The organism is Bradyrhizobium nivariense, assembly GCF_029846695.2.
Classification (GTDB): domain Bacteria; phylum Pseudomonadota; class Alphaproteobacteria; order Rhizobiales; family Xanthobacteraceae; genus Bradyrhizobium.
Genome location: NZ_JARWCR020000013.1, coordinates 11,985 through 27,952, shown reverse-complemented (window position 1 = coordinate 27,952; position 15,968 = coordinate 11,985). Strand labels below are relative to the sequence as shown.

Sequence of the window (15,968 nt, the reverse complement as noted above, 5' to 3'; positions counted from 1 at the left end):
CGGCTGAAGGGGTAACGATCTGGGCCCGCCGGTGCACGCTGGCGGGCCTTTTTTGTTTTCGGAGCGTTTCTCTGCGCGTTCCGACAGGCTGGTCCTCACCGTGGCCGATTAGCGTGTCAGGCGATCATCTTGTTCGGCGATGCTGTTTCCGTACCAACTCCTGCCAGGGCATTCCTGAGTGCAATGATCGGCTGTTTGCTGGGCGAGACGTACCCCTTCGGTATAAGGATGAGCGTTTTGTGGCCTTTGTCGTTCTTTAAGGTGATCGATAAAAGCCCATAGCTATAGGTGCGTCGTTTAGGGTTGTCGTGCTCATTCGCCCACTTGCACATGGCATCAAGCGTCACCGGTTGAAAGAAGAGTTCAACGTCTTGCAGGTACTCGAGGATCGGCTCGGCCCGGTTCGAAATCCCGTCCATTCTGGCTCGAAGCTGACCGATAATGCCAGCGGCTTTCTCGGCCGCCCCACTCAGCAGGCTGTTCAACTTTGCGATCTCGGCCAAGAGAGCGTCGATCTGCTGGCGTGGATTGCAGTCGGCGCGACACAGCCACTTCGGCAGAGATGCACCCGTTATTCGGCGATCGAATTGCGCATAAGCTGTGAGATTGTCGTAAAGGAACGGTAAGTGACTATCGAGTTGGCCGCGCAATTTGGACCAGCTCTTCATGGTGTCTGATTCGGCAAGCTGTTTCAGCCATGCCTCGAACGGCAGGATAGCGTCACGAAGTTCTCGGACGCGACGCAGGGCATCTTTGCGGATGATCGCAGCGTCGATGTCGGCTGTGTACTGATTGAAGTCCTCGCCGTAGATCGACTTGGCGCAGATGTGGCCAACCATAAAGCGGGCATCGCCCAACTTCATTACGAAGCCGGCCTTGTGCTGGTGGTGGCCATGGACGCAGGAAAATTCCTGGTCGATACCCTTGCCGCGCAGATCGTATTTGAACTCGACGTGGGCTTCCCTATAGTTGTCTGGCACTTCGTGAACCAGACCCGGCAGGGTTTCCGGATCGTCGATCTCCAGATTGAGATCGACCAGTTGTTCGTCGGTAACGGTGGCCCAGAACCGGTTGGGCTGAGCAACGTTTGGATTTGACAAGCAGTCCTCACGAGTTGTTTCGGGGACGCAGACGCACACGCTACTGATTCGGCATTATACTGCCCTTCGGCAAGAGGAGTCGCGCTTGCGCGCTCCATCACCGGATATTCGCTGCCTGCTTCCACCACTTTGAATGCGCCGATTGAGACACTGAGCTGCTCGTGGCTTCGGTCCCGCGCAGCCTTCTCATTGCGCAACTCGGTCTTTGTTAGCCTTGCTCTTGCTGACCGTTCGGTGGCGCCATTGGCGGCAACACATCGAATTCCGCGAAGGTGGTGGTGTTGAAAAACCCCGCGACGTGAACGGTGCTGGCACCCGCGAGGCCGATCACCTGGATCGGGGAAGGCCCAACCGCAGGTTTGAACGCCTCGCCCAATTGACAGGCGAACACCGCCGCGCCCAACGCAAATGTGAGCGCGCGTCTTTCCTTCAGGATTTCAAAGAACATGTGAGCCTCCCATAACTGGGAGAGCACGTAATGCGTTCACGCCCGCAGAGAAAGCAGCCGTGCGGTTCAGTCGCAGCGGCTCCCCAAACTTCCGATCACGAGTTGATTATTGCGATCTTGGCACGATAGTTGGCCGCCATGATCTCGAGCCCGGCGCGCTCCTCCGGGATGGTTGCGGAGGCTGCCAGGGCCAAGCAGAGCCGTTCGAAATGCTGGAGCTCGGCGACGCAGGTAATGGTGGGCAGTGACGGGCTCGAACCGCCGACATCCTGCGTGTAAAGCAGGCGCTCTACCAACTGAGCTAACCGCCCGAGATTTGTTACCCGGCAAGTTACCCGGACCAAGCTAGCCCTAAGTAACCTATTGATCTTACTGGCCTTGACTCTCGGTGTAAACGAGATGCTCTAACCAGCTGAGCTAACCGCCCCTCGCCGCTTCTTTATCCCCACCGGCCCCGAACGGGCAAGCGCGGAACTCCACTTCCTGGGCCTCAATCCTGCGGCCGCCCCGGCAGCAGCGGCACCGCGTCGATCCACACAACCGCCGACTGGCACCAGATCTGCCTGACCGGCCGCAATTGGTCGCGCTGGCGGATACTGCCCCAGCGGATGCCCCAATCGTCCTCCTGGTCGCCCTCGCCGCTCGTGAACAGCGGGGAACCGCAGTCGGCGCAAAAGTGCTGGAAGCGCATCCGGCCGTTGTCGCCGCGCTTGCCGTAGATCCTGGGCGTGCCGGCGGTGAGCTTCACGTCGGCCTCGGTGCAGATCGCGGTCACCCGGAACGGCGAGCCCGTCAGGGTCTGGCAGTCCCGGCAATGGCAGACCGACACCGCCTCCGGGTCGATCTCGGCTTCAAAGGTGATCTGCCCGCAATGGCATTGCCCGTCGATGTGCATCGTCGTCATCCGCTGCCCCGAAACAAAAACGGCGCCCGAAGGCGCCGTTTTATCATCTTTTCGAGCTGCGATCTCAGTGAGCGGTCAGTCCGCCGGCGGCTTCGTCGCCCTCCGGCTTCACCGTCACCTTGGTGTCCTCTTCCCAGACGATCGGCACCGGCTTCTTCACCAAGGCCTTTGCAACGACGTCGTCGAGGCGCGAGACCGGGATGATCTCCATGCCGCCCTTGATCGCATCGGAAATCTCCGTGAGATCCTTGGCGTTGTCCTCGGGGATCAGCACCGTCTTGATGCCGCCGCGGGCAGCGGCGAGCAGCTTCTCCTTCAGGCCGCCGATCGGCAGCACGCGGCCGCGCAGCGTGATCTCGCCGGTCATCGCGACATCATGGCGGACCGGGATGCCGGTCATGACCGAGATGATCGCGGTGGCCATCGCCACGCCCGCCGACGGACCGTCCTTCGGCGTCGCGCCTTCCGGCACGTGCACGTGGATGTCGCGGCGGTCGAACAGCGGTGGCTCGATGCCGTAGACGATCGCGCGCGAGCGGACATAGGATGCCGCCGCCGAGATCGATTCCTTCATCACGTCACGCAGATTGCCGGTGACCGTCATCTTGCCCTTGCCGGGCATCATGACGCCTTCGATCGTCAGCAGCTCGCCGCCGACATCGGTCCAGGCAAGGCCGGTGACGATGCCGACCTGCGGCTCGCTCTCGATCTCGCCGTAGCGGTACTTCGGCACGCCCAGAAGCTCTTCGAGAGTCTTCTCGGTGACCTTGACCGACTTCTTCTTGGAGATCATCAGCTCCTTCACCGCCTTGCGGGCGAGTGTCGAAAGCTCACGCTCCAGGTTACGCACGCCCGCTTCGCGGGTGTAGCGGCGGATCAGAAGCAGCAGCGCGTCGTCGTCGATCGAGAACTCCTTGGAGTCCAGGCCGTGCTTGGACACCGCGTTCGGGATCAGGTGCTTGCGCGCGATCTCGACCTTCTCGTTCTCGGTGTAGCCCGCGATCCGGATGATCTCCATGCGGTCCATCAGCGGCCCCGGAATATTCAGCGTATTCGCGGTCGTGATGAACATCACGTTGGAGAGATCGTAGTCGACCTCGAGATAGTGGTCGTTGAAAGTCGCGTTCTGCTCGGGGTCGAGGACCTCAAGCAGCGCCGAGGACGGATCGCCGCGGAAATCGGCGCCCATCTTGTCGATCTCGTCCAGCAGGAACAGCGGATTGGACGACTTCGCCTTCCGCATCGACTGGATGATCTTGCCAGGCATCGAGCCGATATAGGTGCGGCGGTGACCGCGGATCTCGGCCTCGTCGCGCACGCCACCGAGCGAGACGCGCACGAATTCGCGCCCCGTCGCCTTCGCGATCGACTTGCCGAGCGAGGTCTTGCCGACGCCGGGAGGCCCGACCAGGCACAGGATCGGACCGGTCAGCTTGTTGGCGCGCGACTGCACGGCGAGATACTCGACGATGCGGTCCTTGACCTTCTCCAGCCCATAGTGATCGGCGTCCAGAACCGCCTGCGCGGCTTCCAGATCCTTCTTCACCTTGGACTTCTTGTTCCACGGGATCGACAACAGCCAATCCAGATAGTTGCGCACGACGGTCGCTTCCGCGGACATCGGCGACATCTGGCGCAGCTTCTTCAATTCGTGCTGCGCCTTCTCGCGCGCTTCCTTGGAGAGCTTGGTCTTGGCGATCTTCTCTTCGAGATCGGCGAGCTCGTCGCGACCGTCGTCGTCGCCGAGCTCCTTCTGGATCGCCTTCATCTGCTCGTTGAGATAGTACTCGCGCTGGGTCTTCTCCATCTGGCGCTTGACGCGCGAGCGGATGCGCTTCTCGACCTGGAGCACCGAGATCTCGCTCTCCATCAGGCCCAGCACCTTCTCAAGGCGCTGCGTGACCGACAGCGTCTCCAGGATACCCTGGCGGTCCGCGATCTTGACGGCGAGATGCGAGGCGACGGTATCGGCGAGCTTGGCGAAATCGGTGATCGCCTGCACGACGCCGACGACCTCGGCCGAGATCTTCTTGTTGAGCTTCACATAGCTCTCGAAGTCGGACACGACCGAGCGCGACATGGCCTCGGCCTCGACCGACTTCGCATCGGTGTCGGCGAGCGCAATCGCGGTCGCTTCGTAATAGTCGGCGCGATCGGTGTACTTCTGCACGCGCGCCCGCTCGAGCCCTTCCACCAGCACCTTCACGGTGCCGTCGGGAAGCTTCAAGAGCTGGAGCACGCTGGCAAGCGTCCCGGTCTCGTAAATGGAATCGGGTGCCGGATCATCGTCGGACGCGTTCTTCTGGGTCGCGAGCATGATCAGCGCGTCGTTCTTCATCACCTCTTCGAGCGCGCGGATCGACTTCTCGCGGCCGACGAAGAGCGGAACGATCATGTGCGGGAAGACGACGATGTCGCGCAGCGGCAGCACGGGATAGGCGTGCGTTTCGCCATGAACGATGGTTGGCCTGGGTTTTGGATTGGTCATGGCCTTTTCCTTTTGCTTTGCCCCCTTGCACGCAGCCCGCCATGCTCATGCGCAACCGCCACAAGGTGCCGAGGTGATCCGCAAAACCGGTCGGTCCTTTTCGAGAGTAGGACCGGCTCGCCGGATCGGAACTGAGGCGAATCTTGAAGAGAATTCTCGCTCGCCGCCGACATTAGGTGGCTATCGACCCCGGGGGTGTCAAGTCATTGAAAGACGCGCGCCATCAGGCGCTTACGCACGCAAATAAGCGACGCAACACCGGCTGCGGAGATACTTTCCGCAGCCCTTACTTGAGGAGACGATTGGAGCGTTCCAGCGCCGCAAATCAGGCGCTGGCGTTCTCGACGGCGCGATCGGACCGATCGGCGTAGATGTAGAGCGGACGCGCCGTTCCTTCCACGACTTCGCGCGAAATCACGACTTCTTCCACACCTTCGAGGCCCGGCAGGTCGAACATGGTCTCGAGCAGGATCGCCTCGAGGATCGAACGCAGTCCGCGCGCACCGGTCTTGCGCTCGATCGCCCTGCGGGCAACCGCGCCAAGCGCCTCGTCGGCGAAGGTCAGCTCGATGTTCTCCATCTCGAACAGCCGCTGGTACTGCTTCACCAGCGCGTTCTTCGGCTCGACCAGAATCTTCTTGAGCGAAGCCTCGTCCAGATCCTCCAGCGTCGCCACGACAGGCAGACGGCCGACGAATTCCGGGATCAGGCCGTACTTCAGGAGATCCTCCGGCTCGACGTGACGGAAGATTTCGCCGGTGCGGCGGTCTTCAGGCGCGAGCACCTGAGCGGCGAAACCGATCGAGGTCGAACGTCCGCGTGCCGAGATGATCTTTTCCAGGCCAGAGAACGCACCACCGCAGATGAACAGGATATTGGTGGTGTCCACCTGCAGGAATTCCTGCTGCGGATGCTTGCGGCCGCCCTGCGGCGGGACCGAAGCCACCGTGCCTTCCATGATCTTGAGCAGCGCCTGCTGCACGCCCTCACCCGACACGTCGCGCGTGATCGAGGGATTGTCGGACTTGCGGCTGATCTTGTCGATTTCGTCGATATAGACGATGCCGCGCTGGGCGCGCTCGACATTGTAATCGGCGGCCTGGAGCAGCTTCAGGATGATGTTCTCGACGTCCTCGCCGACATAGCCGGCTTCGGTCAGCGTCGTCGCATCCGCCATCGTGAACGGCACGTCGAGGATACGGGCGAGCGTCTGCGCGAGCAGCGTCTTGCCCGAGCCGGTCGGACCGATCAGCAGGATGTTCGACTTCGCAAGCTCGACGTCGTTGTGCTTGGTCTGGTGGTTGAGGCGCTTGTAGTGGTTGTGCACCGCGACCGACAGGACCTTCTTCGCATGGTTCTGGCCGATCACGTAGTCGTCCAGCACCTTGCAGATTTCCTTCGGCGTCGGAATCCCGTCGCGCGACTTCACGAGCGAGGATTTGTTCTCCTCGCGGATGATGTCCATGCAGAGCTCAACGCACTCGTCGCAGATGAAGACCGTGGGACCCGCGATCAGTTTGCGGACTTCGTGCTGGCTCTTGCCGCAGAACGAGCAATATAGCGTGTTCTTGGAGTCGCTCGTGCCGACTTTACTCATTCATGTCTCCGTCCGCGGTTCGATCCCGTTCCGCTCGATCGCTCCATTCCGACACGGCGGCCGGCATGAAGTTTAAATAGAGCAAATTCCGTACCAAAAAAGACCCTACGCGTTACACCCCGTGCGAATCACGGTCTCGATTCTCCCGCGATCATAGCCGATCGTTCGTAGCCAACCATGCTGTCACCCGACTATCAAGAATTCGCTAATCGGGGGTCGCCGGCTACCCGTGACAATACCGTGATTTCCGGTCTTGGCACGGGCGAAGTGATCGAAATCACCCCGGCGTTGCTGGATTGCCACGAAAAACAAGCACGAAAGCGGAACTTTCTGCCTGTCGTAGGGGGCAAAACTGCGTTTTGCAACGCGCGCACGTGTCCTTAACGTGAACGCCACCCTGATGGTGCGCGGCGTTCCCGGAGGGATCGTCGCGTCAGCCAGTAATGCTACGGGGTCTTCGCCGACGCAGCCTCTTCGGCGCGCTTGTCGATGACCCTATCGACCAGGCCGAACTCCTTGGCGTCGCTCGCGGTCAGGAACTTGTCGCGTTCCAGCGCGTCCTCGATCGCCTTGTAGGTCTGGCCGGTGTGCTTCACGTAGATCTCGTTGAGCCGCTTCTTCAGGTTCAGGATTTCCTGGGCGTGCAGCATGATGTCGGTGGCCTGGCCCTGGAAGCCGCCGGAGGGCTGATGCACCATGATGCGCGCGTTCGGCAGCGAGAAGCGCATGTCCTTCTCGCCGGCGGCAAGCAGCAGCGATCCCATCGAGGCGGCCTGGCCCGTGCACAGCGTGGAAACCGGCGGGCGGATGAACTGCATGGTGTCGTAGATCGCGAGGCCCGACGTCACCACGCCGCCCGGCGAGTTGATGTACATCGAGATTTCCTTCTTCGGATTTTCCGCCTCAAGGAACAGAAGCTGCGCGACGATCAGCGTCGACATGCCGTCCTCGACCGGCCCGGTCAGGAAGATGATGCGCTCTTTCAGAAGGCGCGAGAAAATGTCGTAGGCGCGCTCGCCACGGTTGGTCTGCTCGACCACCATGGGCACGAGGTTCATGTAGGTTTCAACCGGATCGCGCATGAGTCACCTAGGGTTTTTAAGAGGCGGACATCGCCAGTCTTGGCTGCCAGTCGGGGCTGGATCTGCCGGAAGGCCGATGGACGTCCCGTGATGCAGGAACTTGGTAGAAGAACTTGGTAGAAGCAGAAGGCGTAACGACAGATATAGCCCAATTCGCGCCTGACAAGTGCGGAGCGAATTAAGGCTTAATCCGTGAGGCAGTTGAAGCTGATTCGTACAAAGAGGCCCAGCCGGCCACCTGGCTAGCTCGACCTCTTCGCTGATCATCCTTAATGGAAGGCTCTCATGGAAGGCTCTCCTGGAGCCCTCAGGCTGCGGTCTTTTCCGCCTCGTCGTCCTTGTAGAGGTCGTCGCGCGAGACCTTCTTCTCGGTCACTTTGGCGAGCTCGAGGATGAAGTCGACGACCTTGTCCTCATAGATCGGTGCACGAAGCTGGGCCAGCGCCTGGGCATTGCTGCGGTAATAGTCCCAGATTTCCTTCTCGCGGCCCGGCATCGAGCGCGCCCGCTCGATCACGGCGCGGCCGACCTCGTCGTCGGTCACAGAGATCTTGTTCTTCTCGCCGATCTCGGAGAGCACGAGGCCGAGCCGCACGCGGCGGTCGGCGATCTTGCGGTACTCTTCCTTCGCCTTGTCTTCGGTGGTGTCCTCGTCGGCAAAGGTCTTGCCGGCGGAATCCATCTCGGCCTTGACCGAGTTCCACATCAGATTGAACTCCTCGTCCACCAGCGAGGGAGGCGCCTCGAAGCGATGCGCCTCGTCGAGCTGGTCGAGCAGCGCGCGCTTGACGCGCTGGCGCGTCGCGGTCGCGAACTCGGCGACCAGCCGCTCGCGCGCCGCTTCCTTCAGCTTGTCCAGCGATTCGAGGCCGAGCGTCTTGGCGAACTCGTCGTCGATCGCGAGATCCTGCGGCGCCTCGATCAGCGTCGCGGTGGTCTCGAACTCGGCCGGCTGGCCGGCGAGCTTGTCGTTCATGTAGTTCTTCGGGAACGCCACCTTCAGCGTGCGGGTCTCGTTGGCGGCGATGCCGGTGAGCTGCTCTTCGAAGCCGGGGATGAAGGTGTTGGATCCGATCACGACCTGGATGCCCTCGCCGGCGCCGCCCTCGAAGGCTTCGCCGTTGATGGTGCCCTTGAAGCTGATCGTGACGCGGTCGCCCGACTCGGCCTTGGCGCCCTCGTCCTTCGCAGCATAGCCGCGGTTGGAATCAGCGATGCGCTTGATCGCCTCGTCGACGTCGGTGTCGGTGACTTCGGCGACGGGCTTCTCGACCTCGAAGGCCTTGAAGTCGGCGAGTGCGATCGACGGCACCACCTCGATCGCAACCGTGTAGGTCAGATCGGTTTTGCCGTTGAGCAGCTCCTCGACCTCGGCCTGCTCGGTCGGCATGGTGATCTTCGGCTCGGTCGCAAGGCGGAAGCCGCGCTCGGAGAACAGCTGCGTGTTGGTGTCGCGGATGGTCTGGTCGATGGTCTCGGCCATTACCGAGCGGCCATAGACCTTCTTGAGGTGCGTGACCGGCACCTTGCCGGGACGGAAGCCGTTGATGCGGACCTTGTCCTTGAGGTCGACGAGCTTGGCACCGGCCTTGGCGTCGAGATCAGACGCGGGAACGCTGATCTTGAACTCGTGCTTCAAACCTTCCGAGAGGGTTTCTGTGACCTGCATGGCGTCCAATCTTCTTCTCGTTCGGCCCCGGCGCGCATGCGTCGGGACGCTGTCATTAATCGATCCAGCGCGAGGCAAACGCCTCAACGCCGGTGGTTCATCGGACCGGCTTCAGGCGGACAAACATCCGCGCGGAAGCAGGTCGCGTAATCCGTGCAAACGCTGAAAGCGCTTGGTGCGGGCGGAGGGACTCGAACCCCCACAACTTTCGTCACTGGAACCTAAATCCAGCGCGTCTACCAGTTCCGCCACGCCCGCGTAAATTTGCATCAAGACCGGCCGCGATGCCGCGGGCGGCGGGCTTATAGCATGTGCCCGCCTGTTCGCAGCAAAAAAATGGCCCGATAGAGGCAGGCTTTAACTAGGCACGACGGCTGGACTTATCCAGCGCGGCGTGGTCCGGATCGCCCATGAAAACGCGGATCTTCGACCCGACGAGGCGCGAGGTTTTGGCCGGGCTTGGAGCCGGCTTGGGAGCCTCTGCGGCCGGGTTGATCGCCGGCGGCGCAGTTCCGGCCGTGACCGCCCAGCTCGCCCTTCAGGCAAGGCCGGCGACGCTGGCTCTGAGGCCGGGGCAGCCGGCTACACCCATCTGGGAGCTGGCCGCCGTAAGCCGTCTTGGAGACGTTCGTCTCAAGCGTGGCGACCGCTGCGAGATGGTATTTCGCAACGACCTGCCTGTGCCGCTTGCTCCAGTCTGGTACGGCCTTAACGGCCCGGCCGCGGCCGACCCGCTTCGAGGACGGGCCCCGACGGCACCGGACGCGACGGAAACATCAATTGTTTCAATCCCAAACGCCGGAACCCTGCTGGCCGACTTCCGGCTCTTCGAGGACGGCCTGAAGCAGCCCGCGCGCCCGCTTCCGCTCATCGCCACCGAGACCAACCCGGTCGCCGTCGATCGTGACGTGGTGCTCTTGATCGAGGAATGGCGGATGCGGCCGGACGGCACCGCGCTTCCCCCGGGCCGAGACCCCAAGGACACGACCCCGCTCTATACAATCAACGGCAAGACTTCATTCGAACTCTCAGCCGTGGCCAATGAGCGGCTGCGGCTGCGCTTTATCAACGGCTCCCAACGATCTGTTCTGGCGATCAAATTGGAAAGCCACGAGGTCCAGGTGGTGGCCCTGGACGGACAGCCGGCTGAGCCGTTCCCGGCCCGCAACGGAGCCCTGGTGCTGGCCCCCGGCGCACGCGCCGACGCCTTTGTGGATGCGGCCACATCGGCCCAATTCCTGCTGCATGACGGCAGGGAGGCGCGCCAGGTCGGCAGCCTCGTGATCTCAGGCAAGCTGGAGCGGCCCGCGCCGCTGTTGCCGCCGCAGCCGCTCCCCTTGAACGACCTTCCCGACCGGCTCGATCTGAGAGGCGCCCTGCGGTTCGATGTCGCGCTGGGCGCTCCCGACAGCGGTTGGACGCGGCCTGCAAATTTCTCGACGTCCTCCGCCCCCGCCTTCCGCGCCAAGGCCGGCCGCACCGTCGTGCTGGCCCTGAAGAACCCCGCACCCGTCGCCGCCGTCTTCCACCTGCACGGCCACCATTTCCGCCTGCTCGACAAGCTCGACGACGGCTGGAAGCCCTACCGGCTCGATACGCTCGCGATCGAACCCGGCCAGACCCAGCGCATCGCGTTCGCTGCGGCCTCCCCCGGGCGATGGCTGATCGAATCCGTCGTAACCGACTGGGCCGCGCCGCGGCTGGTGCGCTGGTACGCGGTGGAGTGAGGCGCGCCGATCAGGCGTGCGGCTTGGCCGTGAGTTCGATTCCGAGCGCCTTCATCACCGCTATCGTCGTTTTGAGCGTCGGATTACCGTTGGTGCTGAACGAGCGATAAAGCTGCTCGCGAGAAAGACCTGTCTCCTTCGCGATTTGCGTCATCCCTTTCGCACGGGCCACGACGCCAAGCGCGTGCGCGATATAAGCCGCATCTTCGGTCTTGAACGCTTCCTCCATGAAAACGGCAATGGCCTCGTCAGACTGCAGGTCTTCGGCCGGATCGTAAGTCGTCAACTTTTCGCCCATCTCATTCGCTCCACATCTCGGCAAGGCGCTTCGCCGCCTTGATGTCTTTCACCTGCGTGCTCTTGTCGCCCCCACACAGCAAAACGATGATCGTGTTGCCCCGCTTCTGAAAATAGATGCGATATCCGGGGCCGTGATGAATACGCAGCTCACACCGTCGCCCACCGGTTCGACGTCGCCTGCGTGCCCATGAGCCAACCGATCCAATCGCGACGCAATCAGCGCTCTGGCACGTTCATCCTTGAGACGCGATCGCCACTTCCGAAACGTCTCAGTCTGCTTGAGCTCAACCACATGTAGTTTTTAGACTACAATGATTCGCGAATCAAGTGGCGTACGCCTCCAGAGGTACCGAGCGTCGGGCTCGTTCTCCTCGTTCCGCGCTCCGTCGGTTTGCTCGACCAGCGTGAACCCGCGCGCTTCATAGAAGCGCCGCGCCTGCGCGTTGCGCTGAAAGGTCCAGAGCTCCAGCCGTTCGCAGGCCTGCTTGGCGACATCGAGGAGTTCGGTGCCGACGCCGCGCCCTTGAACAGCAGGAAGCACGTAAAGCTGCTCGATCCAGCCGTCCCGGAAAGCGATGATCCCGCTCAGTACATCGCCGTCGAAGCGTCCGCACACGCGGCACGTCGCGAAGACATGCTCGCGGTAGAACCAGCGGTCCTGGTCCGGCGTATGCAGCCCAACGAGCCAGGGCATCGCATGGTCGAATGCAGCCCGGTGAACTTGCGCCGCCGCGCCCATATCGGTGAGCGCGAGTTGCCTCAGCACTAGTACTCGATCCCGAGCGCATTATAGATCCGCCGGTGCACGGCCGGCAGCGTCTCGGTGAGGTCCTCCGCAATCAGGCCCGGCCCGGCTTCGCTCCCCGCTTCGCCATGCATCCACACCGCGATGCTGGCGGCTTCGAACGCCGGCACGCCTTGCGCAAGGAGGCCTGCGATGATGCCGGCGAGCACGTCGCCGGCGCCGGCGGTGGCGAGCCAGGGCGGTGCGTTGGCGGCGATGGTGGCGCGGCCGTCGGGCGCGGCGATCGTGGTGTCCGGGCCCTTCAGCAGCACGACGGCGCCGGAGCGCTCGGCGGCGGCGCGCACGCGCTCCAGCTTCGAGCGGCCCGGATGCTTATTGCTGAGGTCCGAGAACAGGCGTGGAAACTCGCCCTCGTGAGGCGTCAGCACCACCGCCTTGTCCTGCGACGTCTTGATCGATTCAAACAGCCGCTCGGGATTTGCGGCAAAGCTCGTCAGCGCATCCGCATCGAGCACGACGTGCCGCTGCGCGTTAAGCGCGGTGTGGACGAAATCGCTGGTGCGATCGCCGATGCCGGCACCCGGGCCGATCATGCAGGTGTTGTAGCGCTTGTCGCCGAGCAGCTCGCCGAACTCGATTGCGGTATCGACGGGGCGAACCATCACCGCGGTGAGTGCAGCCGCATTGATCGCGAGCGCATCACGCGGCGTGGCCAAAGTCACCAGGCCCGCGCCGGCGCGCAGCGCGCCGCGCGCGGCGAGCCGCGCTGCACCGGTCGCGGCCGCATCGCCCGAGACCGCCAGCACGTGACCTCGCGCATATTTATGGCCGTCGATGCGCGGCACCGGAAAGGCGGCGCCCCAAAAATCCGGGTCGTTCTCGAAGGTCTGCGGCCCGATCTCGTCCAGCACCTGCGCGTCGATGCCGATGTCGGCGACACGCACATGGCCGCAATGCATGCGCCCCGGCAGCAGCAGATGCGCCGGCTTCTTGCGGAAGAAGGTGACGGTCTCGGTGGCGTTCACCGCCACGCCCAGCACGGCCGCGCTGGTGCCGTTGATGCCGCTCGGCAGGTCGACCGCGAGCACCGGCGCCCCGTTGGCGTTGATCGCCTCGATCATCGCGTGCGCCTCGCCGTCGACCGGGCGGCTTAAGCCCGCGCCGAACAGCGCATCGATGATCAGCGCGGGCCTGCCGATCGCCTGCGGGGTGAACGGGAGCACCGGATGCTTCCAGCCCCGCGCGGCCGAGGCCGCATCGCCCTGGAGCTGGTCGCGCTCGCACATCAGGATCACCGAGACCTCGCGGCCCTGGGCGGCGAGCTCGGCGGCTGCGACAAAACCGTCACCGCCATTGTTGCCGGGGCCGGCCACGATCAGGATTGGCCCCTCCTCCACCAGCGCATGGGCGGCCTCCGCGACCGCCTGGCCCGCGCTCAGCATCAGCTTGAAGCCGGGGGTGCCTGCCGCAATACTGAGCTGGTCGGCGCGCTGCATTTCGGCGTTGGTCAGAACTTCCATGCCACTTCCCTGGTCCAAACGCCTTTTCAACAGGCACGCTCCGTGACGGCCCATCCGACGGAGCACCGATCTGCACAGATATTGAACCGCTTGCCTATTTCGTAGTCTGCGGTAATTGTGCGGGTCGGCGCCACCTATCAGAGCTGCACGTTAAAAGGCTGATAACGCTCCAATAATCAGGGCATTTGCAACTTGGCATAGACCCTGCTTTCGCGGAAGCCGCTTCGGTTCGTCGTGCTCACTGGCATTTATCAGGTGTGGCCGGCCGTTGTTGCCGGACTGGTCAGGGATCCCGGCATAGCGAAGACAAGATCGTGCGTTAAGAAAAGCGCATCCTGACGAAGACGTTGCTATTTGTTCGAAAGGCCGGGAGGCGCGCAGTGAAGAAAATCGAAGCCATCATCAAGCCGTTCAAGCTCGACGAGGTGAAGGAAGCGCTTCAGGAAGTCGGCCTTCAGGGCATCACCGTCACCGAAGCCAAGGGTTTCGGCCGCCAGAAGGGTCACGCCGAGCTCTACCGCGGCGCAGAGTACATCGTCGACTTCCTGCCCAAGGTGAAGATCGAGATCGTGATCGGCGACGATCTGGTCGAGCGCGCCATCGACGCGATCCGGCGCGCCGCGCAAACCGGGCGCATCGGCGACGGCAAGATCTTCGTCTCCAACATCGAAGAGGCGATCCGCATCCGGACCGGAGAATCCGGGCTGGACGCTATCTGAGCCGGGTGCTATCCCGCATTTTGCGACACTCTGACAAGAAATAGGCTGCTTCGGCGGCCTGATTTCGTTTGTGCGGTCGCGCGCGAACTCGCCAAAAGCGAGAACAATCCTGCTCGAGAATAATCCTTCTCACCTGGAAACCGACCCGCAGAGCCAAAAGGGGTATGCATGAAGACCGCCAAAGACGTCCTGAAATCGATCAAGGACAACGACGTCAAATACGTCGACCTGCGCTTCACCGATCCGCGCGGCAAGTGGCAGCACGTTACGTTCGACATCAGCATGATCGATGAGGACATTTTCGCCGAAGGAACGATGTTCGACGGATCCTCGATCGCCGGCTGGAAGGCGATCAACGAGTCCGACATGTGCCTGATGCCCGATCCGGTGACCGCGACGATCGATCCGTTCTTCGCCGAGACCACCATGGTCATCACCTGCGACGTCCTCGAGCCGACCACCGGCGAGCCCTACAACCGCGACCCCCGCGGCATCGCCAAGAAGGCCGAGGCGATGGTGAAGTCGATGGGCGTGGGCGACACCGTGTTCGTCGGCCCCGAAGCCGAGTTCTTCGTGTTCGACGACGTGCGCTTCTCCGCCAACCCCTACAACACCGGCTTCCGTCTCGATTCCTCTGAGCTGCCGACCAACTCCGACACCGAATATGAAGGCGGCAATCTCGGCCATCGTGTCCGCACCAAGAGCGGCTACTTCCCGGTGCCGCCGCAGGACTCCGTGCAGGACATGCGCTCGGAGATGCTCGGCGCCATGGCCAAGATGGGCGTGAAGGTCGAGAAGCACCATCACGAAGTCGCTTCCGCCCAGCACGAGCTCGGCATGAAGTTCGACACGCTGACGCTGATGGCCGACCACATGCAGATCTACAAATACTGCATCCACCAGGTCGCGCACATCTACGGCAAGACCGCCACCTTCATGCCGAAGCCGGTTTTCGGCGACAACGGCTCGGGCATGCACGTGCACCAGTCGATCTGGAAGGACGGCAAGCCGGTGTTCGCCGGCAACAAGTACGCCGACCTGTCGGAAACCTGCCTCCATTACATCGGCGGCATCATCAGGCATGCCAAGGCGATCAACGCCTTCACCAACCCGTCGACCAACTCCTACAAGCGTCTGGTCCCGGGCTATGAGGCTCCCGTGCTGCTCGCCTATTCCGCGCGCAACCGCTCGGCCTCCTGCCGCATCCCCTACACCGCTTCGCCGAAGGCCAAGCGTGTCGAGGTGCGCTTCCCCGATCCGCTCGCCAATCCCTATCTCGGCTTCGCCGCGATGCTGATGGCGGGCCTCGACGGCATCAAGAACAAGATCGATCCGGGTCCGGCGATGGACAAGGACCTCTACGATCTGCCGAAGGAAGAGCTGAAGCAGATCCCGACGGTGTGCGGCAGCTTGCGCGAGGCGCTCGAAAACCTCGACAAGGATCGCGGCTTCCTGAAGAACGGCGGCGTGTTCGACGACGACTTCATCGACGCTTATATCGAGCTGAAGATGACCGAAGTCGCCCGCTTCGAAATGACCCCGCATCCGGTCGAGTTCGACATGTACTATTCGGGCTGATCAGGCTCGAACAGGACACGACAAGAAGGCGCTCCGCGAGGGGCGCCTTTTCGTTTGGCACACAGGATAGGCAGCGTCCTTGCGAAACCCA

Annotated in this window: 13 protein-coding genes, 2 tRNA genes and 1 pseudogene; 3 read left to right on the top strand and 13 right to left on the bottom strand. The window is 62.6% G+C overall.

All coding sequences use genetic code 11. The features are described from left to right. Positions 1–116: 116 nt before the first annotated feature. The 9 genes from QCM77_RS13085 to QCM77_RS13045 form a co-directional block, all read right to left on the bottom strand. The gene (locus QCM77_RS13085; protein ID WP_279683865.1) at positions 117–1,100 is read right to left on the bottom strand and encodes a hypothetical protein; all 984 of its coding nucleotides are present in this window, start codon (positions 1,098–1,100) and stop codon (positions 117–119) included. A 208-nt stretch (positions 1,101–1,308) separates the two neighbouring features. Then, entirely contained in the window at positions 1,309–1,548 is a 240-nt protein-coding gene (locus tag QCM77_RS13080; protein ID WP_279683863.1) for a hypothetical protein, read from the bottom strand. A 235-nt stretch (positions 1,549–1,783) separates the two neighbouring features. Beyond that, positions 1,784–1,859 (bottom strand) — tRNA-Val (locus QCM77_RS13075). A 179-nt stretch (positions 1,860–2,038) separates the two neighbouring features. Continuing rightward, entirely contained in the window at positions 2,039–2,443 is a 405-nt protein-coding gene (locus QCM77_RS13070) for a GFA family protein (RefSeq protein WP_279664442.1), read from the bottom strand. A 73-nt stretch (positions 2,444–2,516) separates the two neighbouring features. Continuing rightward, entirely contained in the window at positions 2,517–4,940 is a 2,424-nt protein-coding gene (gene lon, locus QCM77_RS13065; protein ID WP_279664401.1) for an endopeptidase La, read from the bottom strand. 325 nt (positions 4,941–5,265) lie between these two features. Then, positions 5,266–6,537: an ATP-dependent Clp protease ATP-binding subunit ClpX gene (gene clpX, locus QCM77_RS13060; RefSeq protein WP_007603503.1), complete on the bottom strand. Its 1,272-nt coding sequence runs from the start codon at positions 6,535–6,537 to the stop codon at positions 5,266–5,268. Between the two features lie 446 nt (positions 6,538–6,983). Beyond that, positions 6,984–7,619, bottom strand: coding sequence for an ATP-dependent Clp protease proteolytic subunit (locus tag QCM77_RS13055; protein WP_279664402.1), 636 nt, complete (start codon positions 7,617–7,619; stop codon positions 6,984–6,986). Between the two features lie 307 nt (positions 7,620–7,926). After that, the gene (gene tig, locus QCM77_RS13050; protein ID WP_279664403.1) at positions 7,927–9,288 is read right to left on the bottom strand and encodes a trigger factor; all 1,362 of its coding nucleotides are present in this window, start codon (positions 9,286–9,288) and stop codon (positions 7,927–7,929) included. Positions 9,289–9,461: 173 nt separating this feature from the next. Next, positions 9,462–9,546, bottom strand: a tRNA-Leu gene (locus tag QCM77_RS13045). A gap of 152 nt (positions 9,547–9,698) precedes the next feature. Here QCM77_RS13045 and QCM77_RS13040 point away from each other — a divergent pair. Next, positions 9,699–11,015: a multicopper oxidase family protein gene (locus QCM77_RS13040; protein WP_279664404.1), complete on the top strand. Its 1,317-nt coding sequence runs from the start codon at positions 9,699–9,701 to the stop codon at positions 11,013–11,015. 10 nt (positions 11,016–11,025) lie between these two features. Here the strand turns inward: QCM77_RS13040 and QCM77_RS13035 are convergent, their stop codons facing one another. From QCM77_RS13035 to QCM77_RS13020, 4 genes and pseudogenes are all read right to left on the bottom strand, one after another. Continuing rightward, a complete protein-coding gene (locus tag QCM77_RS13035; protein WP_007603498.1) occupies positions 11,026–11,313 on the bottom strand; it encodes an addiction module antidote protein in 288 nt (95 codons plus the stop codon). A gap of 1 nt (position 11,314) precedes the next feature. After that, positions 11,315–11,607: pseudogene (locus QCM77_RS13030) on the bottom strand (type II toxin-antitoxin system RelE/ParE family toxin). A gap of 9 nt (positions 11,608–11,616) precedes the next feature. Then, positions 11,617–12,081: a GNAT family N-acetyltransferase gene (locus tag QCM77_RS13025; protein ID WP_279664405.1), complete on the bottom strand. Its 465-nt coding sequence runs from the start codon at positions 12,079–12,081 to the stop codon at positions 11,617–11,619. Further along, positions 12,081–13,580: an NAD(P)H-hydrate dehydratase gene (locus QCM77_RS13020; protein WP_279664406.1), complete on the bottom strand. Its 1,500-nt coding sequence runs from the start codon at positions 13,578–13,580 to the stop codon at positions 12,081–12,083. Before QCM77_RS13020 ends, QCM77_RS13025 begins: the two co-directional genes overlap by 1 nt. Before the next feature lie 380 nt (positions 13,581–13,960). On the opposite strand from QCM77_RS13020, the gene QCM77_RS13015 reads away from it, so the two are divergent. Beyond that, on the top strand, positions 13,961–14,299 hold the full coding sequence (locus QCM77_RS13015; RefSeq protein ID WP_007603495.1) for a P-II family nitrogen regulator: 339 nt from the start codon (positions 13,961–13,963) through the stop codon (positions 14,297–14,299). Between the two features lie 168 nt (positions 14,300–14,467). Next, the gene (glnA, locus tag QCM77_RS13010) at positions 14,468–15,877 is read left to right on the top strand and encodes a type I glutamate--ammonia ligase (protein ID WP_279664413.1); all 1,410 of its coding nucleotides are present in this window, start codon (positions 14,468–14,470) and stop codon (positions 15,875–15,877) included. The last annotated feature ends 91 nt before the right edge of the window (positions 15,878–15,968 follow it).

Coding starts and splice junctions, on each gene's coding strand:
- QCM77_RS13080 (WP_279683863.1), bottom strand. CDS start 1,548: ATGTTCTTTGAAATCCTGAAGGAAAGACGCGCGCTCACATTTGCGTTG.
- QCM77_RS13070 (WP_279664442.1), bottom strand. CDS start 2,443: ATGCACATCGACGGGCAATGCCATTGCGGGCAGATCACCTTTGAAGCC.
- lon (WP_279664401.1), bottom strand. CDS start 4,940: ATGACCAATCCAAAACCCAGGCCAACCATCGTTCATGGCGAAACGCAC.
- clpX (WP_007603503.1), bottom strand. CDS start 6,537: ATGAGTAAAGTCGGCACGAGCGACTCCAAGAACACGCTATATTGCTCG.
- QCM77_RS13055 (WP_279664402.1), bottom strand. CDS start 7,619: ATGCGCGATCCGGTTGAAACCTACATGAACCTCGTGCCCATGGTGGTC.
- tig (WP_279664403.1), bottom strand. CDS start 9,288: ATGCAGGTCACAGAAACCCTCTCGGAAGGTTTGAAGCACGAGTTCAAG.
- QCM77_RS13040 (WP_279664404.1), top strand. CDS start 9,699: ATGAAAACGCGGATCTTCGACCCGACGAGGCGCGAGGTTTTGGCCGGG.
- QCM77_RS13035 (WP_007603498.1), bottom strand. CDS start 11,313: ATGGGCGAAAAGTTGACGACTTACGATCCGGCCGAAGACCTGCAGTCT.
- QCM77_RS13020 (WP_279664406.1), bottom strand. CDS start 13,580: ATGGAAGTTCTGACCAACGCCGAAATGCAGCGCGCCGACCAGCTCAGT.
- glnA (WP_279664413.1), top strand. CDS start 14,468: ATGAAGACCGCCAAAGACGTCCTGAAATCGATCAAGGACAACGACGTC.